This is a genomic window from Carnobacterium gallinarum DSM 4847, assembly GCF_000744375.1.
Lineage (GTDB): Bacteria > Bacillota > Bacilli > Lactobacillales > Carnobacteriaceae > Carnobacterium > Carnobacterium gallinarum.
The window spans coordinates 3,018,543-3,037,612 of record NZ_JQLU01000005.1 but is presented as its reverse complement, the minus strand read 5'-3'; the positions used below and the strand labels follow the sequence as shown (position 1 = coordinate 3,037,612).

The 19,070-nt window shown below is 32.8% G+C and carries 25 protein-coding genes and 2 pseudogenes; 7 read left to right on the top strand and 20 right to left on the bottom strand.

Annotation, left to right across the window (positions count from 1 at the left end):
* From BR43_RS19355 to BR43_RS18875, 5 genes and pseudogenes are all read right to left on the bottom strand, one after another.
* Positions 1 to 283 (bottom strand): annotated as a pseudogene (locus BR43_RS19355) (LXG domain-containing protein); the annotation flags it as partial.
* Positions 284 to 338: 55 nt separating this feature from the next.
* Positions 339 to 569 (bottom strand): hypothetical protein, encoded by a 231-nt coding sequence (locus BR43_RS19350; RefSeq protein ID WP_051934042.1) that lies wholly within the window; start codon positions 567 to 569, stop codon positions 339 to 341.
* Between the two features lie 42 nt (positions 570 to 611).
* Positions 612 to 920: a hypothetical protein gene (locus tag BR43_RS18885; RefSeq protein WP_034564840.1), complete on the bottom strand. Its 309-nt coding sequence runs from the start codon at positions 918 to 920 to the stop codon at positions 612 to 614.
* Between the two features lie 610 nt (positions 921 to 1,530).
* Entirely contained in the window at positions 1,531 to 1,761 is a 231-nt protein-coding gene (locus BR43_RS18880) for a YobI family P-loop NTPase (RefSeq protein ID WP_034564839.1), read from the bottom strand.
* A gap of 70 nt (positions 1,762 to 1,831) precedes the next feature.
* Positions 1,832 to 2,056 (bottom strand): helix-turn-helix domain-containing protein, encoded by a 225-nt coding sequence (locus BR43_RS18875; RefSeq protein ID WP_034559993.1) that lies wholly within the window; start codon positions 2,054 to 2,056, stop codon positions 1,832 to 1,834.
* A gap of 119 nt (positions 2,057 to 2,175) precedes the next feature.
* On the opposite strand from BR43_RS18875, the gene BR43_RS20665 reads away from it, so the two are divergent.
* Positions 2,176 to 2,307 (top strand): hypothetical protein, encoded by a 132-nt coding sequence (locus BR43_RS20665; RefSeq protein WP_281173978.1) that lies wholly within the window; start codon positions 2,176 to 2,178, stop codon positions 2,305 to 2,307.
* A 232-nt stretch (positions 2,308 to 2,539) separates the two neighbouring features.
* Here BR43_RS20665 and BR43_RS18870 read toward each other — a convergent pair whose 3' ends face one another.
* Positions 2,540 to 3,394, bottom strand: coding sequence for a helix-turn-helix domain-containing protein (locus BR43_RS18870; protein WP_034559995.1), 855 nt, complete (start codon positions 3,392 to 3,394; stop codon positions 2,540 to 2,542).
* A 191-nt stretch (positions 3,395 to 3,585) separates the two neighbouring features.
* On the opposite strand from BR43_RS18870, the gene BR43_RS18865 reads away from it, so the two are divergent.
* From BR43_RS18865 to BR43_RS18845, 5 genes are all read left to right on the top strand, one after another.
* Positions 3,586 to 3,915, top strand: a complete 330-nt coding sequence (locus BR43_RS18865) for a hypothetical protein (RefSeq protein WP_034559996.1) — start codon at positions 3,586 to 3,588, stop codon at positions 3,913 to 3,915.
* Positions 3,912 to 4,409: a hypothetical protein gene (locus tag BR43_RS18860; protein WP_034562525.1), complete on the top strand. Its 498-nt coding sequence runs from the start codon at positions 3,912 to 3,914 to the stop codon at positions 4,407 to 4,409. Before BR43_RS18865 ends, BR43_RS18860 begins: the two co-directional genes overlap by 4 nt.
* A 191-nt stretch (positions 4,410 to 4,600) precedes the next feature.
* A complete protein-coding gene (locus tag BR43_RS18855; RefSeq protein ID WP_034564837.1) occupies positions 4,601 to 5,443 on the top strand; it encodes a rolling circle replication-associated protein in 843 nt (280 codons plus the stop codon).
* Entirely contained in the window at positions 5,440 to 5,721 is a 282-nt protein-coding gene (locus tag BR43_RS18850; RefSeq protein ID WP_034562521.1) for a helix-turn-helix transcriptional regulator, read from the top strand. Before BR43_RS18855 ends, BR43_RS18850 begins: the two co-directional genes overlap by 4 nt.
* Positions 5,722 to 5,811: 90 nt before the next feature.
* Positions 5,812 to 7,047 (top strand): tyrosine-type recombinase/integrase, encoded by a 1,236-nt coding sequence (locus BR43_RS18845; RefSeq protein ID WP_034562519.1) that lies wholly within the window; start codon positions 5,812 to 5,814, stop codon positions 7,045 to 7,047.
* 138 nt (positions 7,048 to 7,185) lie between these two features.
* Here the strand turns inward: BR43_RS18845 and rpsI are convergent.
* The 7 genes and pseudogenes from rpsI to BR43_RS20780 form a co-directional block, all read right to left on the bottom strand.
* A pseudogene (gene rpsI, locus BR43_RS20795) lies at positions 7,186 to 7,269 on the bottom strand (30S ribosomal protein S9); the annotation flags it as partial.
* Positions 7,270 to 7,508: 239 nt separating this feature from the next.
* Positions 7,509 to 7,865 (bottom strand): hypothetical protein, encoded by a 357-nt coding sequence (locus BR43_RS18840; RefSeq protein WP_034564836.1) that lies wholly within the window; start codon positions 7,863 to 7,865, stop codon positions 7,509 to 7,511.
* Positions 7,865 to 9,337, bottom strand: a complete 1,473-nt coding sequence (locus tag BR43_RS19345; protein WP_051934041.1) for a T7SS effector LXG polymorphic toxin — start codon at positions 9,335 to 9,337, stop codon at positions 7,865 to 7,867. The genes BR43_RS18840 and BR43_RS19345 overlap by 1 nt, the downstream gene beginning before the upstream one ends.
* Complete coding sequence (locus BR43_RS18830; protein ID WP_034564835.1) at positions 9,327 to 9,686, bottom strand: DUF3958 family protein; 360 nt, start codon at positions 9,684 to 9,686, stop codon at positions 9,327 to 9,329. Before BR43_RS18830 ends, BR43_RS19345 begins: the two co-directional genes overlap by 11 nt.
* A complete protein-coding gene (locus BR43_RS18825) occupies positions 9,687 to 9,974 on the bottom strand; it encodes a TIGR04197 family type VII secretion effector (RefSeq protein WP_034564834.1) in 288 nt (95 codons plus the stop codon).
* A 397-nt stretch (positions 9,975 to 10,371) separates the two neighbouring features.
* On the bottom strand, positions 10,372 to 11,130 hold the full coding sequence (locus BR43_RS20785) for an IS3 family transposase (RefSeq protein WP_425393646.1): 759 nt from the start codon (positions 11,128 to 11,130) through the stop codon (positions 10,372 to 10,374).
* Positions 11,115 to 11,498, bottom strand: a complete 384-nt coding sequence (locus BR43_RS20780) for a helix-turn-helix domain-containing protein (protein ID WP_425393657.1) — start codon at positions 11,496 to 11,498, stop codon at positions 11,115 to 11,117. Before BR43_RS20780 ends, BR43_RS20785 begins: the two co-directional genes overlap by 16 nt.
* 1,414 nt (positions 11,499 to 12,912) lie before the next feature.
* On the opposite strand from BR43_RS20780, the gene BR43_RS18810 reads away from it, so the two are divergent.
* Positions 12,913 to 13,125: a helix-turn-helix domain-containing protein gene (locus BR43_RS18810; RefSeq protein ID WP_034564832.1), complete on the top strand. Its 213-nt coding sequence runs from the start codon at positions 12,913 to 12,915 to the stop codon at positions 13,123 to 13,125.
* A gap of 14 nt (positions 13,126 to 13,139) precedes the next feature.
* Here the strand turns inward: BR43_RS18810 and BR43_RS18805 are convergent, their stop codons facing one another.
* The 7 genes from BR43_RS18805 to BR43_RS18775 form a co-directional block, all read right to left on the bottom strand.
* A complete protein-coding gene (locus tag BR43_RS18805) occupies positions 13,140 to 13,733 on the bottom strand; it encodes a hypothetical protein (protein WP_034564830.1) in 594 nt (197 codons plus the stop codon).
* Positions 13,734 to 13,770: 37 nt separating this feature from the next.
* Entirely contained in the window at positions 13,771 to 14,688 is a 918-nt protein-coding gene (locus BR43_RS18800) for a Kiwa anti-phage protein KwaB-like domain-containing protein (RefSeq protein WP_034564829.1), read from the bottom strand.
* Between the two features lie 242 nt (positions 14,689 to 14,930).
* A complete protein-coding gene (locus BR43_RS20775; protein ID WP_051934040.1) occupies positions 14,931 to 15,953 on the bottom strand; it encodes a peptidoglycan recognition protein family protein in 1,023 nt (340 codons plus the stop codon).
* Positions 15,953 to 16,273, bottom strand: a complete 321-nt coding sequence (locus BR43_RS18790) for a holin (RefSeq protein ID WP_034564827.1) — start codon at positions 16,271 to 16,273, stop codon at positions 15,953 to 15,955. The genes BR43_RS20775 and BR43_RS18790 overlap by 1 nt, the downstream gene beginning before the upstream one ends.
* 54 nt (positions 16,274 to 16,327) lie before the next feature.
* A complete protein-coding gene (locus BR43_RS18785) occupies positions 16,328 to 16,588 on the bottom strand; it encodes a phage holin (protein ID WP_034564825.1) in 261 nt (86 codons plus the stop codon).
* Positions 16,589 to 16,606: 18 nt separating this feature from the next.
* Positions 16,607 to 16,837 (bottom strand): hemolysin XhlA family protein, encoded by a 231-nt coding sequence (locus BR43_RS18780; protein WP_015076498.1) that lies wholly within the window; start codon positions 16,835 to 16,837, stop codon positions 16,607 to 16,609.
* A gap of 25 nt (positions 16,838 to 16,862) precedes the next feature.
* Complete coding sequence (locus tag BR43_RS18775) at positions 16,863 to 19,058, bottom strand: phage tail protein (protein ID WP_034564819.1); 2,196 nt, start codon at positions 19,056 to 19,058, stop codon at positions 16,863 to 16,865.
* Between the last annotated feature and the right edge of the window lie 12 nt (positions 19,059 to 19,070).

Genomic DNA, 19,070 nt, shown 5'->3' with positions numbered 1-19,070 from the left:
CTTGCATCACTATCTTCATATCATTTAGACTGTTACTAAACAATCCATTTGTTTGCGAAGAAAAGTTATACAACTTTTCTAATTTCTTGTTCAATTGGTCAATATCATCTTGAATATTTTCAGACATATGAGTTAAATTACGTTGAAAGTCAAGCAACGCATCTAGTATGGCTGCCACAGGATTACTTCTGACTGCTGTTTTTGCCACATTTGAAGCAAAATTAACTGACGCCTTCATAGCTTTTTTTGTAGCAATTTGTTGCGTTAAAATATCTTCATCCAATAACCTTCGCTCGAAATGCTTTGATCAGCTGAATTATATTGTTGGAGTTCTTGTTCTATTGATTCACAAGCGTAGTTGCCCGTGTAATCGTTGGAATAATCAAATCACTAAACAGTCCTTTTCCAGCAGTATAGGCAGCTCCGGCTAATGTATGGCTATCTACTGCAGCGACCACTTGTTGGCTTCCTGCCTTTAATTGATTGGTCGCTTCTTTTCCACTTGCCAAATTACTTGTTAATACTTGAATTAATTCGGCGGACTCACTACTTGAATAAACTAATCCCAAGGAACCTCACCCGTTTCTTATAAAGTGCCTCTCGCTCTTCACCTATTTTCTTCTTCCCACATGATAGCCTATTTCAATCTGCTCGTTTGACTCTTGTAATAGCTGCCGAAATATTCTCGATTGTTCCTCATCATGGCGCTGTAGCCGATTATTTTCAACATTTCCAAATCGTGCTGCTTCATCATTTAACATAGCCACATTTTGAAAGCCTCTGTGAAGATCTTCCTCTAGAGTTTGAATAGCTTCGCCTATTTTTCTTTTTTCAATTGTAAGTTCATCCATTTGATCTTCTTTTTGTATTATCAATTGATTGTAACTAGCTCTATCTTGCTCGTTCTTTTTGTTTTCCAATGTTTTCACCCCTTAAAATTTAATCTGGCTATCTTGAAGGGCATAAGCTCTGCAATCTTAGGAAATTTCTCACTTTGAGTTGAGACACATTCCACCAGTTGAGATAATCTGATAACAGTTGGTTATTAACTTCTGTCCCTGTTTTCATACTCAAACCGTGCTTTTTCTCAAAGTTACTTGTTGCCCTTTATTAAGTATTACTGACTTTACTCCTGCAACTGCTTTATTAGCTACGTCAATATTCGAAGCAATTTTCACCATAGATTCCTCCTTCAATCATCTCTAATATAGATCTTTTTAATTCATTATAAAACCAGTATATCAAAAAATATCTACATATTGTAAAAAATTGATAAATATTTTATTTCTCAGCATATAAAATTAATATATGGAGATTGTCAATATGGAAGAACAGTAGAGAAACGAAATAGGAAAATTGAGAAAAGTAAACATAGGCTATACTTTGCGCTGACAATACACAACGCTTGCAATATAGTATTGTCAACTACCTTTTTAAATGGTGTGATATTCCGAGCCTATTTATAAAAATAGCTATTTAATGTGCTTTAATCTTTTGACATGTCAAATAAATCGTAAAGAATTACGCTTTTTAAGCAAAAAATGACGTCAATAAAATGTGAAAGAGAATATGCAAATAATTATTTTCAGGATGCTTATTTTCATACGTTTCAATTATTGAACTTTTACCTACACCATATGAACCCGTCAAAGCAACATTTGTTACATCTTCATTAGAAAAAGAAAAATTTAAAGCTTCTTCGTATGAAGAAATATCTACATCTTTATCGGGTGTTAGTTTTTCAAATTTTAAATCTACCATATATTCCTCCTAATCAAACCTATTTAATTATAATTTAATCAATAAAAATAGTACGAATTATCGATACTAACTACTTAAGTCTTAGAATCTTTGATATATCATCAATCTCCAGCGCATCCGCAATTCTTTCAATATGCTCCAAATAAATTCGTTCTCTTTTACCATTTGCAAGATTACTTAAATTAGATGGCTCAATTCCTGACAAACGTGCAAGTTCTCTCAAAGACATCTTACGTTCTGCCAATAAATTATTAATCAGTATTTCCACTTTTCTATCATGAGTATCTTCCAACATTAAGTTTCCTCCATTGACCCTATTTTTGTTGTCTATATGAACATGATATAGTATAATATTCCCAGAGTGTTGTTCGCATAGACATGGATTGTTCAAATAAATATATAGGAGGAACGACAATGACATTAGAAAAAGAATTACAACAAATTTTTAAAGAAAGTTATCTTGACTATTTATCTCACTTTATACAAGAAGATGAAGAATATCTGCTTATGAGACAAAAATTAACTTTGCTGAAACTAAAGTACTAGAACATCCAACTGAAACTAATAAAAAGATTCTTAAAAAAATTAAATTTCAACTTGCTGAATATGTACACATAAATATATATAGAAAAGGATTTTCTGAAGGAGTAAATTATAGTCACTTAGAATCAGAAGATTCCTTAACGTAACAATCACTACATTAAAAAAATAAGCCAACAGCAACACTAGTAAATATAGTTGCTGTTGGCTTATTCAATTGTTCATTATCTATCTTCATTTATTTTTCAAACCAGTCATAATAATCTTCGTAGGTTTTCTCTGCATATATCTTTAACAACTCTGGTCGTAAAGATTGAAAAGTACTTATTAACTCGTCTCCTCCAAAAGCATTCGAGAATTTTTTCCCTGTTAATTCGCCAGACAAACTTGAAATCAGTTGTTCTGTCTTATTACTATCTGCAAGGATATTGATTAATTTTCCAACGAGATAACCATCATCAAAAGAGAGATCCTCCCCCTTTAGATTACTCTCATAGAAATTCTGTATAGAAGCCATCATTTTATCTGTATCGCCATAGTCAAAATCTCTTGTTGCTTCATAATAACCCATCATTTCTGATGTAATAAAAATACTGGCATCCAATCTCTTTACTTCATCTAGTTCAGCATTCTTTTTAAGATACATTAAGGATAATTCTTGAATATGTTCTCTTAATAGCTTCTGGTGAATCTCCGCAAAACAATCATCCATAAATTCCTCAACTGGATAACCTACTTCATTTTCCCAACCAGGATTTTTGAAGCTACCCGTTAAAAATTCCTTTTTGATTTCCGCTGGTACATCTGGATGGTCATTAAGTAATACTTGATGTCCTTTTAATACTAAATAATCTTGGATATACTCTTCAAGTTCACCAAAATAAAACCATCCTACTGGTTTATTGCTAAGTTTAGAAACCTTCTTAACTACTTCCAATGGCGCTAGAGAATATCCTCGTACATATGAATTAATGGTTGGTTTAATCAAGCCTAATCTATTTCCATACTCTGTAAAAGACAAACCTAATTCATCTTTTACCATTCTTAAGCGATTTCCAACTTTTTCCTTATTTGGTTTCAGCAATTCAAACATGTTTAATCCCTCCTAAATACGTCTTCCATATGAGTATATCACAACCGTATAAAAAATCGTATATTTTTTTCAATTTACTTGTTGACTTCGTGTATGCAATCGTATATAATTCAATTTGTAGAGGTACCCTACATTTTTTTAAACTCATCGTATACAAAATCGTTTACACAAAAAGAAAGAAGGAATCTAATTTGGCAATTAAAATCAATGACTTAGTTTTACCAATAACAAAACTTGAAAGTGACTACCAAGTTGTACAAGTAACCAAGTGGCAAAAAGATGGAGAAGTCTTAGGCTGGAACTATGAATGCATTCTTCCAAAATTACGTTTTGAGAAAGTAAGCGTAAAAGTAGCCTCAGAATTTCCTGTTATCTCGAATGAAGATTTAGGAAAAGAAGGAATGGCAATCATTACATTTGAACAATTAACCATTACTCCATGGGGACGTGCAAATGGACATTTTATCAGCTATGGTCTAACCGCTTCTGCTAAATCTGCCACACTGGTTAATAAAAAATGAGCACTACTAATTACTTTACTGCTTACGAAGCCCTTGAAAAAATACAAGGGCTTCACTCTTTATCCACCTTAAATAGCTGGGCAAATTTCATTCAAAAAGAATGTCATTATACATTCCGCTATGATTACGCCACTTTTACAAACTTTAATAAAGGTATCGAATCTAGCAATCGCCGAAAAATAAGAACTTTTTCGACATCTGAAATTCAACTACTTCAAAAAGGTGTCCATTTAATGCCTACTCTTGGACGTGACAAAACACTACGTCAACTCTTTGATACGGATGATAAATACAACAATATGAATCATCATGAATTGATGGCTGTTATTTGGGAAAAGGTAGAAACTAACTTAAAGGAAATCAAAAATGATATAGACAAGTTGGCTATTCATTGCCAAGAATTAACTCATCAATATAAGGATATACATCAAAAAAAAGATGAAATATATGAGCAAGACAATACTTCCAGCGGGTGGTTTCGGCGGAAGCGGTAGGACATAAGTCCAGACCGCATTCTGTCCGAAAATAGCCACACGATGGATGGGTTGTCTGGAAGAAAAAGCGAAGCGTTTCTTCCTACTTAACTTGATTTATAGAACACTATCTGGCGAAAAATAAAAGATTGTTTAAACTCGTTCTTTGACAACTGCATCATCAATAACAAAACTCAATTTCTTTAGTAGGAGTGATTAAGATTGCTACATGGATACAATCAAAAATCATTGAAACACCTACGTATATTGAAATTTGGGAATATGAACAACCTATACTATCAAAAAGAAAAAAAGACAACGTTGAAAAGAAAGAAACGCCTGATTGGCTGAAAAATACCAAATACACATTTGATGAATTAACTGCACAAGGACAATATGATAGCCTAAAGAGAAAGCAAAAACACTATAAAAACCAACGCTTTGCCGTTGCCAGACTAATTGATACTAACTTTGATAACCAAACGAAATTCTTAACCCTAACCTTTAAAGAAAACATAACAGACATAGCCTATACAAATAGTGAGTTCAAAAAATTTATGAAACGGTTAAACTACCAACTATACAAAACTAAGAAATCCCAAATTAAATATCTAGCTACGTGGGAAAATCAAAAACGTGGTGCTATCCATTATCATATTATTTTATTCGGATTCCCTTACCTTCCTCACTCTCAACTTGTAAATATCTGGGGACATGGAATCATAGGGATTAACCGAATTGATGTGGACAGCGCTGAAAATAGAGGGCGATATGTAAGCAAGTATTTCGATAAAGATTTAGAGCTAAAGGAACATAAGAAAAAAGCGTTCTTCAAATCTCAAAATCTAACGCAACCTATTGAAATCAAAAGACTAACAAATCAACCTTATGAGATAGACAAGCAAGAAATACTATTTACAAACAACTATGTACGAAAAAGTCCTATCTTCTTTCAAACTTGGGATGAACAAGGTATTCCACACAAAGAAATAGGCTTTGAAGAACGAAACGTTCGCTATACAAAAATCAAAAAACATGGAGGAACACATACATGAACGAACTCACTATTTTACTGTCTGACACTCAAAAACAAAGGTTACAGGAAAGTATTCATCAGTTATTAGAGAATGAAGTCACGCAATTTCAAATCGATTTAGGACTAAATAAACGCTATCTTAAAAAGAATCAATTGTGCCAATATCTGAACCTTTCCAACAATACGATTGATAAACTAATTACAGAAGGACTTCCCCGTATTAACATTAATGGGGTCATACTTTATGACAAGCAAGAAATTGACAAGTGGTTAAAAAAACATGTTCAATCAAGTTAATAAAAAAGATTTACAAATGAAAATTTTGTTCTATAATCAAACTGTAGTCTTTCTACGTTCTGATTCACGTAAGAAAGTAGGAAAAAATTAATGGCAATCACAAAAATGAATAGTGGAAATTACAAAGTTGAGGTGTTTTATCCTAAAGAAGTAAGAGAAATCCTTGGTGTTACTTCACAGAGATTCAGAAAAACATATGACTCTAAAAAAGAAGCTCTGCAAGCTGAAAAAGACATTCTTAAAAAGATTGAAAAGGTTCAGATTGAAAAACATGAACGAGCTTTTGAATTAAAAGCAAATATGTCTTTTAAGGACTTTTACGAGCTAGTTTGGTTAGATATGTATTGTAACGGTTCTAGTGGTAGAAATCGAACCATTCCAGCAGAACAAACGATTCTCAATACAAAAGACCTATTCCGCTTGCATATTCTCCCAATGTTCGGCAGTTACTCTCTCCTAGAGTTAAATACAAACAAAGATTTAGTTCTACGTAAATTAAATGCTAAAGCTCAAAAGTATGCAAATATCAAAACAGTTAAAAGTTATGTAAACCAGCTATTTGATATTGCAGAACTTCTTGATTACATTGAATATAACCGTATCGCTAAAATTATTCGTTATGTAGGAGACCCATTAAAACAGCGTAGAAAAATGGAAAGAATTTTAAAAGGAGAATCTTTAACAGCAGAACAGCTTCTCGATTGGATTCAAGCTATCCAACAAGATTTTAATGACAAGCTTCTTACATTCCAAGATTTTGTTCTATTTACTTTAACGCTAAATTTAGGTGACCGAAAAAGTGAAAGTTATGCTTTGCAGTGGAAACATATTGATTTAGAAAAAGAGACCATTCTTTTAGTTCAGAGTAAAGATAAGATGGGGAATTTAACTCCTACTAAAGGTAGAAAAAACACTAAGTTCCATCTACCTGCTTCACTAATTGAGCTACTAACTAAATGGAAAAATGAACAAGCTCAAGACCTGTTAAAAATTGGAATAAAGCAGAATTCTGAACAGTTTCTCTTTACCTGTACTAACCGAAAAGGAGATATCAACGTTCCTGTGCATATGGACTATCTCAACTATCGTATTAACTCAGTTGAACGTCGACATAACTATTTGGTTCACGCAACACCTCATAAGCTACGACATACATTCAGCACCTTAGCATATGAAGGTGGTGCCACAATGGAACAAATTTCCAGAGCCTTGACCCATTCTGATACCAAGACAACAGAAATTTATGTAAATACACCAAATATTGTTGATTTGTCCACTTATGAAAAATTTGAACAACGATTACAAGAAGCAAAAAAAGCAAATTAACTACTAGTTTTAAGAAGCCTTGTACAAGGTAAGGTACGCTCCATTTCAAAACGCGTACCCATTCTCGTACCCAAAATCACAAAAAAAGACACTCTCTCGAAATGAGAAAGTGTCCATAACGTTGATATAACAACGATTTTAACGCTTAGAGAATTGTGAAGCTTTACGGGCTTTCTTAAGACCTGGTTGGCTACGCCTGACTTTTAGTGAGTTGGAAAATAGTGTGACATTAAAGTTTCCAATCAACATTCAATAAAATAGCTTCACTGTGTTTCACTAAATTTTAGATATTCGTTACCACTATCCGTAACCAAAATAAACAAATTGCACATCAGAATAATTCACTAGTAATCTAAATAGTCACTCTACTATTTCTGTCAATTTATATCTAATCTCTCCATTAGACTTTTGATATTCTTTATTTTTCTCTATATCCTTTATTGAAAATTGAATTGGATGGGCTATTTTATCAATTCAGAATCATCTTGGGGACCTTCTGGCAAGCTTTGTATAAATTGCGCATTAAGTTTATATAAGTCTTGAAATTCAGAACTTAAATGTCCGTATACACCTATTAATTTAGCAAGGTTATCTCTAAATACATATTGATAATTTATTTCATCTAATTTTTTAGTCATATCTATTGTTTCTAATTCTTTAATAATTTTTTTTAATGCCTGTAAATCTTCTATTATCTCATCAATGACATCTTCTTTTAACTCAACTATAGGAAAATCAACTCTGTTTTCACTTTTATTTTTTTGATTTATTTTTTTATAAAAGTCAAATAATGTATCAAAATCCTTCGAATCCAACATTATTTTAACACCCTTCCTAAACCTTTTATGGTTTTTTCTCTATTAATTGTTCCATCTAAATTAAGGACCTTTAAAAAATTACCTTTATCGTCAAATACCTCTAAATGGTCTTTGTGCATACCATCTAGGTATATTTGGTCGCCTTTTTTCAAACCTAATTCTTTTAGTTTTTTATTATCTACCTTAAATACTTGTTGTCCATCTACTCGTTTTCCATTTTTTGAGATTTTTCCTTTTAATTCAGAACCAAATTCACTTTCAAAAAATTCATCCATATTCCCCACTGAGTTGGATGTATGGTCATAATTCCCTCCACTCATGATATTCTGAATACTCATGCCACCAACAGCCGCCGCATGTCCCCAGATAGCTAATGTACTACCTGATATGGCTGGTATTGCTGAAACACTTGAACCTCCTGTTGCTGGGGCTAACGCTAAACTACCACTTGTACCGCCTAAGAGCCACAATCCGCCTCCAATAAACTCGGCACCCGATTGCAGTAAACTTAACAAATTACCAGTAAATACACCTTCATTATATCCTTTATGTTGTTTAACAGAATCCTCTAGTTCCCTTTCCCCAAAAACAAAATCTAAGAGAGCTTTCACACCATTATTTTCAAGTACCTGATAACCTGCACCTGCTAAAAAAGCGTTCATTGATTTCAAATCAGCTTTTGCTATTTCTTTAGCTAATTCACTGGTTGCCTCTTTGTCTAATTCGCCATTTCTATAAACCATATACACAATTTCTGCACCTGGCAATTGTGTTTTTTTAACCTCTACCTTGTCTTCAGCTGTATGGCGTGCTTCATAATCTGCCCATTTTTCGTTGATTGTTTTACTCCAACTTAACGCTCCCTTACTTGGAATCGTAAAAGTTCCTGTTGCTGGATTAAAAGCTGTTGTTGTTTGTGCTAAACCTTGATCAATTGCATCTTCTAAAGCTTGAATTTCCTCAAATATTTTGGGTGAATTGTGATTAAACGTCATTAACTTATCTAATTTTTCTTCTAAAATTCGTTTAACTCCACTATAGGATTCTAATAATCTTAAATTAGCTGCTAACTGAGATGTTTTGATAATATCTGGCGTCAATGAAGATTCTAACATAGTGCGTATTCCTTCGGCTTGCCCGATCAACCCCTCCGCTTGTCTAATCTTTTCTTCTAAATCCGATTGCTTTAAATTGCCACTATCTACTTGAGATTGATAGTCTTCTGGAAACTTAGTAACAGCTCTATCCACAGCCTCTGATAATAAAATACCACCTTGAGCCAAAGGATACAACACTGTTGAAAAAAAAGCTTTAGACGTATCATAAGCTTTACCTGTTAAAAAAGGACTATTTAAAGTGAAATCAGCAATGGCTTTTTGTAATTCTTCGTAACCCGTTATCTGTTGCTTTGTCATATCACTCACACTTTTTGCTTGATTTTTTGAAGCTGAAACATACATATCAATGCTCATTTTTCACCTCTTTTTCTTCCAAAGATACTCGCCTTTTATCATAGACCACTTCATCTAATTCCATTTGAATCTTTCGTTTATGTTTATTTAATTCCTCTGTACTCTCTTCTAAATCAGCTAGTACCTTGTTGGATTCATAAGTATATTCATCTCGGATAGCTTCAAACTGTAAGCTATCGTCATTTTCATAAAAGCTATCTTGCAAATCAGACATAAAATGATGGCCTTCATTAAAATATTCCTCATAGGCTTCATTTATTCGTTGTACTTGATTTTTTTCATGAACTAACTGATCTTCTCGCTCCATCAATAAACGTTCTTTTTTATGTAGCTCCTCCCATCTATCCATTCAAATCCCCCCAAATAGTTTGGATACTGATTGAGCTACCTTGGCATCCAATCCTTCAAATTCTTTAGCAACACTTTGGATATTACTTGAAGCTTTTACAACCGCGTTGGCTATTTGTTTTGCTTTGTCCTGCGCCGATTTAATAGCTGCTTGTCCATTTGTATTCCCAGCAACTGTTGTTTGAGTATCAGTGGTTATAACGACTGATTGAATCAGGATATCTGTTGCATTTTTTAGAGCCGTTGCTTTTTGGCTAGCACCGCCTAAATCACTTTTTAATTGTTCCATTGTTCTCCTTTCTTTACCTGTAATTAAATTATTTTAATATTAATTTTAACATAACTGTATGTCTATTAATATATAAATTGGTTACCTTAGTTCTTTAATTTTTTTTGATTCCAAAAATAATATAGTTAGAAAATTATTGAAATTCATTACTCATCTATACCAAGATTTGCGAACTCACACAAAACAAAAAAGCACCAACAAAATCAGTTCTTTGTGTAGTAACCCCCAAAAGTTAGACTTTTTTACAGAGTAGATTTTCTACTCTGTTTTTTACACAGTTAAACTCATTTTCTTTCTAAATTGAACTGGGCTTTGCCAGCCTAATTTTTCTTTTATTCGAGAATGATTAGAATACTCTATCTAACATTCAATTGCTTTTTTCAATTGTTGATAACTTTTATAGATAACGCCATGGTAAAGTTCTTGTTTGAGAATTGTCCAAGCAGTTTCCTTTACGAGACATGCTTTGAAAAATCTGATGCTTTTTTAATTCATGACTATAGGCTTTCATTTGGTATCCCCATCTTTGGTCAGAATGGAACGTTCGACGATAGAGGCAATCATTCGTTTTCACAATAGCTTCTTTCAATGCGTCCATAATCGCTTTTGCTGTAGGTTTCTCTGAAATTGAGTAAGAGACAATCTCACTAGGATACATATCCATGAACGGGTTTAAATAAAGTTTCTTAATGCGTAAACTACCCGAGGGATCTTTTTCATAATACTTAAATTCCGTTGTATCTGTTGTCATTTTTTGATGAACAATACTTGTATAAAAATGACGGTAAATCCATTTTTTTGCCACTCTTCCAACAGTTCCTTTGTAGGAATTATAGTTACGTAATTTTCGTATAAATGAGCGTACTAAGAGTCCAATTTTCTTCATTAAACGTTGGACTTTCTTTTTATTTACAAGAATTCCACGATGTCTAAGTTCTTGATTCATCCGACGATACCCATAATTCTTATGTTCTTGATGAATCTTTATCATCTCTTCTTCAATCTGTTTATCTGGGTTTTTACGATTGAAACGCTGTTGCCAATACATATAAGTTGACCTAGGAAACCCGAGAGTTTCAAGAATGTCGATTAGTCTGAATTTTCCTCGGAGGCTATGGATGATTCGTGCTTGTTTTTCTGTTATTCCATCAAACACAACCTCCTTAATTCTTTTAAATAGGCAAGCTCAATTTTTAATCGTCGATTTTCTTTTTCAAGCTCTTCTAAATAGATTAACTCTTTTTTTGAAGAATCGATAGCTGGTAATTTATTCTTTTTTTTAGGCATTTTAGATGGACGTCCTTTCGGTTGTGAGAGCCCATCTACTCCATTTTCTTGGTAAGCTTTACGCCAATTGGCAATCATAGAAAGATTGGTCATTCCAAACTGATTGGCAACTTCTCGATAGGACATCTCTGTTGTTAGATATAACTCTATCGCATCTAGCTTGAATTGAACAGAATAAGTTTTATTTTGGCGACTACGAAGTAGACCTTCTTCACCAAATTCTTTGTACGTATTTATCCAAATTTGTACTTGAGAGATTCCTTTAATTCCATATTTTTTAGCTAACTATTTCATTCCACCTTCTCCATTTAAATAGTTTTGTACAACGTTCATCTTAAATTCTGTGCTATATTTTGCCATACAAAAAAGACCTCCAAAAGTTAGATTTTTTAGGTCTAACTTTTTGGGGTCGGTACAATACGTGAATTTTTTAGTACATTCCGTACGTTGAAAGAATGCCTTACTATACGAGGAACAGTTAGGCAAATTTAATAATTAGTCTTATAATTTATAGATTTATCTGAAAATCAATAAATTCTGCTGCCAGATAGAAGCTTATAAAACATGTTCATGAAGAAAAAAGAAAGTTTAATTGGGACTTCTAAAACTCAACCTTCTTATCAAACTATCAGTTTAGGCGAAACCATTCTTCTCATCTTAAAGAGACACCAAAATAGGCAAAAGGAAAGACAAATTTTTTACGGATAATAGTATATAAAAACAGATTTCATATGTACTAAAATAATGGTGATCCTGTTACTCCGAATAGTATCAAATAGTCTTTCCGATACGCAAAAAGAAATCGTTAACAGCTTTGAACAATTACTTAGAGACAATGCTTAAAAATAAAAACTTCCGGCCAAAAACTAAGAAAAATAGTTTTGGTCGAAAGAATAATGAAATTCTACTTTTTTATTAAATTATTTTCAAACAAACCCTTGCTACTTCTTAGGTTGTTCGTCATCCATTTTCAGAACAGCCATGAAGGCTTCTTATACAATCTGCAGATTTAATTAACCCTTAATAATCCTAAAACTATCTAATTAACCCTATGGATATTAAGGTTTATAGAGAATAAAAAACTTAAACCATTCCATTTAAATCTAGTTTAAAATATAGATACTTATTTCAATGTTGGCAAAATGTTGGCAATCTTCAACATCTTTATTGTTTATTTTCATCATGTGATAAAGATGATTCTATTGCAACTATTAAATAAAAATTTTAACTTCTTTTTGCATAGACTATTTAAATAGAAGAAAGTCGTTTTTTTCTTAAAATTAATTGAATTAAGTTATTGACAAAATAACCTGTATAGGGTATAATTAATATATAGTCAAGGAGGTGATAAATTGAACCCGAGAAAGAAAAAGAAACTCACTGTCTTAGAAAAAGTATTGTTAGTTACAGCAATAACTAACCTACTCACGGCGCTAGCCAATCTAATCAGTAAGTTTCAAAACTAAGAGTTAGGGGTGAAAATCCCCTAACTTAATATTCTTTCTTCTATTATATCATGACTTTCAAACGAAAGGAAGTGGAATACATGTCAGACAAAAACGAACGTTTAATAAAAATCTTAATTGTTTTGAACGTGATTACTATCGTGTTAACTATCGTGAATTTGTTTATTAAATAAGGAGGAAATTAAATGATTGATCTTAATTCAAAAGATATTATGGATTCAAAAGAAGCTGCTGAGCGTTGGGGTAAAGCGGAGGATTATGTAAGACAAATGTATCGCAAATATCCTGATAAGTTCCCAGCAGGTTCTATACGAAAATTTGGCAAACAACTAGTAGTGACTCGTGAGGGTATGGAGGCAGCAACTGGTAAAAAAGAAAAAGCATCTCAAACCGATTAGGAATGAGATGCTTTTTAATGATTTTCTATTTTTTCGACAATGTAAATATCACCAACAATGTTCTTTTTATTAACTTTATCTTTATTTTTAGATATTGTTCTTAATTGGCTACTATTTAGCTTCGTTATATAAATGCATCTATTTGCTGAAAAAACATTATAACCAAGTAGATTATACAAAGGATTCATAAATAATTGGTCATTTTTAACATAAAACGTCCCAATTGTTATAAATAGAATAAAATTTATTAACAGGCTTCTTGGACTAGAGATATCCATTGATAATAAAGGTACAATATAAGTTACTATATAACCCATAGTATCTTCTCTAACAAAATCAACTCCGCTTAGCTCACCAATTACCCCATCTGCCTTTCCATAGGCAATAAAAAACAATACAATCCCTGTAACAGATAAAAGAATAAGAATAAATAACCCAAACCAAAAAATTGTAATTGAGGTTTGTTTAAAAATATTTTCTTTAATAATTTCATTCAATGGTAATATCTCGTCATTAGTGTTTCTGATCTTAATATTTTGTATGATTAAAAGTAGATATAACGGAATAAATGAAGACAAATAAAATATAGCTTTTCTAAAAGTTCTCATCCTCATTTACCCCCTTTTTAAATTTAATACTACACTGTTACTGAGCTACATCTTCTCCAACTCTACCTAATAATAAGGAAAGATAATATGCATCTGCCATGCAAAATATTATTTGACTTCTAATTTCTCTATCGTTAACATATATTATCTTACCATCGCCATCCAATTCAATATCTAAGTTAGCATCTGCTATTACACCAGGCAAGTTGTCTTTATGCGCAATAAATTCGGCTATCCTGTTAGGAGTATTCATTATTTTCGTCATTCTTTGTGTCGCCTTCATATCACCTAAACAATGGTTTCTAAACTCGCTGAAATTATTAATTACCTCTGCATTTTCTACGATTCCAAAAGCTTGATTCGCTCTCTCTATAAAGTAATCACTTAAATTGAAAATAGTTTGAAGAGCATACCTATTAATAATTAATGCCTCTTCATTATATACAATAATATCTACTTCACAATCAATTCCTAAAAAATGTTCATTCTGCATACGAGTAAACTGATTATCTACAATCATCCCGACTACACCTTTTCTTAATTTTTTCATTTTAGAAAATTTTCTAAAGAAATACACTGTCTCATTATTGTGACAAAATTCTATACAATAAAAATTAATATTTTCAATTTTTATATCGTCAATATCCCCGTGTTGATTATCTTCAAGATGAATCTGTTCAATAGCTATATCCATTTGAGCAGTTTCTAATGGCGCAAAGGTTATATATCCATCTTCACTTACATTGGGATTATAATCTTGTTGCGGCATATTAACATTTCGACTATCTAATGTTTCCAAGTAGATATCTTTTAATACCCTTTTAATATCTCTTGCGATTCCTGGCGTGTATACTTCATATCCATGTCTCGTTTTCTGAACGAACTTAACCACTACAGAACCAGCAAATTCAAGGTCAACATTATTAACAATATTTTTCACGTCTTCTAAATTCATATTCATTCCCCCTAATCACATAATATTTATTATATAAGTTAATTTAATTAAATCAAATTAGAGATAAAAATACAAGATATATTTTTATCCCAATTAACTTATATAACCTTTTAGAGGTACTTATACTATATCACAGAACATACGTTCTCGTCAATTAATTAAACTGGTTTCTATCTCACATATGTTTAAATATTAAAACTTATTAATTAGTATGTATACCCACTAATTAAAGTGGGCTATTTTTATTCACAGTAACCGTACTTGCGACCAAAAGTATTGTTAGGACCTGCATCTGCATAAGCAACATACGCTTGACCGCCTGCCCAATAATCTAATTGCAACCAAACCAATCCATCGTTCCAGACAATTTTATGATATCTAATTGGACTATTACCATTTTTGTGCCATTCCAAAATTGGCGCATTCTTAGTTGGCGTTCTTTTAACCCAGTTATCTTCAGTGGAATACATAAATCCAGATTCAAGTTTTTCATAAGAAAAACCATTTGGTGCTGGTGTCGGTTTTTCTTGATTTGGATTTGGTAACGATTGCCCACCGATAATATCTTGTTCAAGTACCCATGACATGATCCCGTCTAGTAAAAATTTTCGTTTTGAATTACTGAAATTAACATTCGCAATTTCTAAAACTTTATAGGTACTACCGCGTACAAAACTAGCGATAGCAACTTGTTTTCCATTCAAATTTGGTGCATATGCAGATGCATGTTTTGCAACTGTCACTTGCGAACCAACTCTGATTTGACCAACAGGTGTAGTTGGTGATGTTAAAACTGTTCCTGTTAAGCGCTCTTTAAAGTTCCACCACAAAGCCCAATTATTCCCGGAGTAAGCACGTGGACAAATCTTGCGAGATGCGTCATAATGTCGCACTACATTCGCATCAGAAATACCATATTTTTTTTGCAAATATTTCGTTAATTCTAATGTGTTGACTTTTGTTTTCTCTGAAATAGTTCCATCACCCTGCAAGCATTGCTCAATTCCGATTGAGTTATTATTTCTAATTCCGTACTTACCAGATCCATCCCCAACATGCCAAGCACAATTTGAATCTTCTACTACTTGATAGATTGAAAAACCATCAACAAAATAATGTGCCGAAGCTTGTCTATCACCCCCACCAAAATAATCAGCATTATTTTTTGGGGTAGACACTGTACCTACATCGTGAATAACAATTTTTTGAATGTTATTCCCTGTGTTGAAATTAAATCTTGAAATTTGTCTTTGAATTGGCAACATTATTTATCATCCTTTCCAATTGTGCTATTTTTTTTAATCCAATTTCCCAATAAATTATTCGATGCCGATAATGCATCAAATATACCGCTGGCAATTGCTCCACTAATGATCCCAAGGGCAATCGATTGCGTGAAATCAGCGTTTCCAGCAATACTAACAATCGCACCGATAAGTCCACCAGTCACTAACGATAAAATCGGCAATAATTTTGTATCAACCTTTTCCATCATTTTTATTGCTTGAATCACTAAAATTGTAATTGTAGCAATCACTAAATGCATGTTACTAATAATTGTTAAAACTAGTTCAAATCCATTCATCTATACACTCTCCTTTTTTTGATATAAAAAATAGCTCCCAAATTAATTCGGGAGCTAGTCTTTTTTAGGTTCTTCATAATTTAACGCCTGCTCGCTGTCTTTAAAACCAAAAACAGTTGGATCATTCACAACTCCTAAAATTGTAAGTAATACAAATACTGCATTAACAACATCTAAGAAATAACCACCTAGAAAATCAATGTCTAAATTAAATCCCAGAGGCTTTAACAATAATTGAATTAACAATAAGAAGGCTGGCACAATTGCAACCCAAAATGCTTTTGATTTAAAACGGACTTTCCAATTTACTTTCATCAAATCACCTCCTTTCAATTATAATTTTGTAATGAAATAAGTAATAAATGAAATGCCAATGGTGATGATAAATCCCCATGCCCATTTATTGTTCGCTTTCATTTCTACAATTGCTTTTTGATTTTCTTTTGATATTGCTAAAGCCCGGCTCACATCCCTTGTTAATTCATCAAGTCCTTTAGTTTGTTCCTCGATGCGAGCTAATTTAACAAGGATATCTCTCCATAATTGTTCTTCACCATCTACCAATTCCCCACCTACTTTCTACTATTTATTATCCAACAAACCATGTTCCATTAAACGCAACTATATTACTATTCATCGTTGAATATATGCAAGTTAAATCCATAGAAGGTCCTGTAACAAAAGAGGCATACTGAGTTCCTGCATTATTATAAGCTAGTATAGCATCTATATTTTCATCTTGAGAAGGTCTGAACATAGCAGGGATTAGTGCAATTGTTTTTCCATTTGTAGAACCTGGAGCATTTATCATTCCACAAAGATGAACAATATTCCCTATTTTTCTAATTTTTAATGGATTTGCAGTTAATGCAGTATATCCATTTTGCATAACCAAATTAACCCAGCCTGTATCAGTAACCGCAGGTTGTTTAGCGTTCCAACTATTTCGTTCTGCTGCAGTAATGTGTTTAGTAGTATCCATAGCGTGTGAATTAAACTCCACTTTGGTTGCTTGTTGACTATTATCAACATTCGAAAGACCTACTTGCTCCTTCGTGACTGAATGAGGATTCGAAACATTTGATATATGTGCTGTAAATTCTACTTTAGTTGCTTGTTGACTGTTATCGACATTACTTAGTCCAACCTGTGCTTTAGTTACAGCATGAGGATTGGATTTGTTAGTTGAATGCGCTGTAAACTCAACTTTTGTTGCTTGCTGAACGTTATCAACGTTACTCATTCCGACTTGCGCTTTGGTAACACTATGTGGATTGTCTTTATCTAATGAATGTGTATTTAACTGCGCTTCACTGTATTTTGCAGCATCGTACGCACTTTTAACTGATTTTGGAGTAGCTGCGGATGAAATATCTGAACTTACAACTGAATCAACAAGCCTTGTAATTCCTGAAATAGATGATGAAGCAGATGGCACATTTTTTATTTCACTAAAATTATGACTATGATCTCCAGTAGCTTTACTATTCCAATTGATTCTCTCGGTATCTGTAATGTGTTTAGTAGTATCTGTATTGTGAGAATTAAATTCCGCTTTTGTTGCCTGCTGAATATTATCAACATTACTTAGTCCAACCTGCACCTTCGTAACCGAATGTGGGTTGGTCTTACTAGTAACGTGACTATCAAATTCTATCTTTGTAGCCTGTTTACTATTATCGACATTTGAAAGTCCTACTTGGATTTTGTCTACACTATGTGGGTTATTTTTATTGCTCGTATGATTTTCAAAATCAGTTATTGTCGTATAACTCTGCCATTCTGACCAGCCACCACGACCAGGATTTGTTCCACCGATATATGAACCAATTCTAAATTTTATTTTTGTCCCACCCATACTTGAATCATAAGGAACATACTGCTGATAAGCACCACCATCTGAAGAACTGTAAGACTTAAACGTAACAACCTGACCATAACTATCCCATCCTTGTGCAGCTTGTACCATGACTTGACTTAATCCCATAGGATATTGAGAGGGATCATCAGTAGATTTTTTAGAATAAATAGGCAAAGTATTTATTTGTTCCGATGTCACATTATGGGGATTTGATTTATTAACAATATGCGCGGTCAAGGCTGCTTTACATGCTTTTGCTGTATCATAGGCAATTTTTACAGACTTTGGAGTTGCAGCAGTGACGATATCTGTACTAGATACTGAATCAGTTAATTTTGTAATTCCTGATAGAGCTGTTGAAGCACTTGGAACATTATTAATTTCACTAAAGTTGTGAGCATGGTTTCCTGTAGCCTTACTATTCCAATTGCTTCGTTCAATAGAAGTAATATGCTTCGTTGTATCCGCGTTATGAGCCTTGAATTCTATTTTAGTAGCTTGTTGGATATTGTCTACATTGCTTAACCCAATCTGTACCTTCGATATGGCATGCGGGTTGGATTTGTTATTACTATGCGAATCAAATTCCATTTTAGTTGCCTGTTTAATATTGTCTACATTGTTTAAACCTACTTGTATTTTATCAACACCATGTGGGTTATTTTTATTACTTGTATGGTTCTCAAATAAACTCTTTTCTGCCTTTTTTTCTAGTTCACTGTTAACTTCATCTTGAGTATACGTTTCATCTTTCGTATAAACACGCTCTTTAACCTCTTTCATAAGTTCGGATACTCTATACCAGAACCAGTTAAATAAAGATGCTGGAGGTTTAACTCCTGCCTTATGTCCTTCTACTTTAAGATTCTCTGAAGGCTCAATTCCTTCATTTTTCCATTCAGGAATATTATTTTTTAAAACCATATTGTTATATCT

Coding starts and splice junctions, on each gene's coding strand:
- BR43_RS18880 (WP_034564839.1), bottom strand. CDS start 1,761: ATGGTAGATTTAAAATTTGAAAAACTAACACCCGATAAAGATGTAGAT.
- BR43_RS18875 (WP_034559993.1), bottom strand. CDS start 2,056: ATGTTGGAAGATACTCATGATAGAAAAGTGGAAATACTGATTAATAAT.
- BR43_RS20665 (WP_281173978.1), top strand. CDS start 2,176: ATGACATTAGAAAAAGAATTACAACAAATTTTTAAAGAAAGTTATCTT.
- BR43_RS18870 (WP_034559995.1), bottom strand. CDS start 3,394: ATGTTTGAATTGCTGAAACCAAATAAGGAAAAAGTTGGAAATCGCTTA.
- BR43_RS18860 (WP_034562525.1), top strand. CDS start 3,912: ATGAGCACTACTAATTACTTTACTGCTTACGAAGCCCTTGAAAAAATA.
- BR43_RS18850 (WP_034562521.1), top strand. CDS start 5,440: ATGAACGAACTCACTATTTTACTGTCTGACACTCAAAAACAAAGGTTA.
- BR43_RS18845 (WP_034562519.1), top strand. CDS start 5,812: ATGGCAATCACAAAAATGAATAGTGGAAATTACAAAGTTGAGGTGTTT.
- BR43_RS18840 (WP_034564836.1), bottom strand. CDS start 7,865: ATGTTGGATTCGAAGGATTTTGATACATTATTTGACTTTTATAAAAAA.
- BR43_RS19345 (WP_051934041.1), bottom strand. CDS start 9,337: ATGAGCATTGATATGTATGTTTCAGCTTCAAAAAATCAAGCAAAAAGT.
- BR43_RS18830 (WP_034564835.1), bottom strand. CDS start 9,686: ATGGATAGATGGGAGGAGCTACATAAAAAAGAACGTTTATTGATGGAG.
- BR43_RS18825 (WP_034564834.1), bottom strand. CDS start 9,974: ATGGAACAATTAAAAAGTGATTTAGGCGGTGCTAGCCAAAAAGCAACG.
- BR43_RS18810 (WP_034564832.1), top strand. CDS start 12,913: ATGATTGATCTTAATTCAAAAGATATTATGGATTCAAAAGAAGCTGCT.
- BR43_RS18805 (WP_034564830.1), bottom strand. CDS start 13,733: ATGAGAACTTTTAGAAAAGCTATATTTTATTTGTCTTCATTTATTCCG.
- BR43_RS18800 (WP_034564829.1), bottom strand. CDS start 14,688: ATGAATTTAGAAGACGTGAAAAATATTGTTAATAATGTTGACCTTGAA.
- BR43_RS20775 (WP_051934040.1), bottom strand. CDS start 15,953: ATGTTGCCAATTCAAAGACAAATTTCAAGATTTAATTTCAACACAGGG.
- BR43_RS18790 (WP_034564827.1), bottom strand. CDS start 16,273: ATGAATGGATTTGAACTAGTTTTAACAATTATTAGTAACATGCATTTA.
- BR43_RS18785 (WP_034564825.1), bottom strand. CDS start 16,588: ATGAAAGTAAATTGGAAAGTCCGTTTTAAATCAAAAGCATTTTGGGTT.
- BR43_RS18775 (WP_034564819.1), bottom strand. CDS start 19,058: ATGGTTTTAAAAAATAATATTCCTGAATGGAAAAATGAAGGAATTGAG.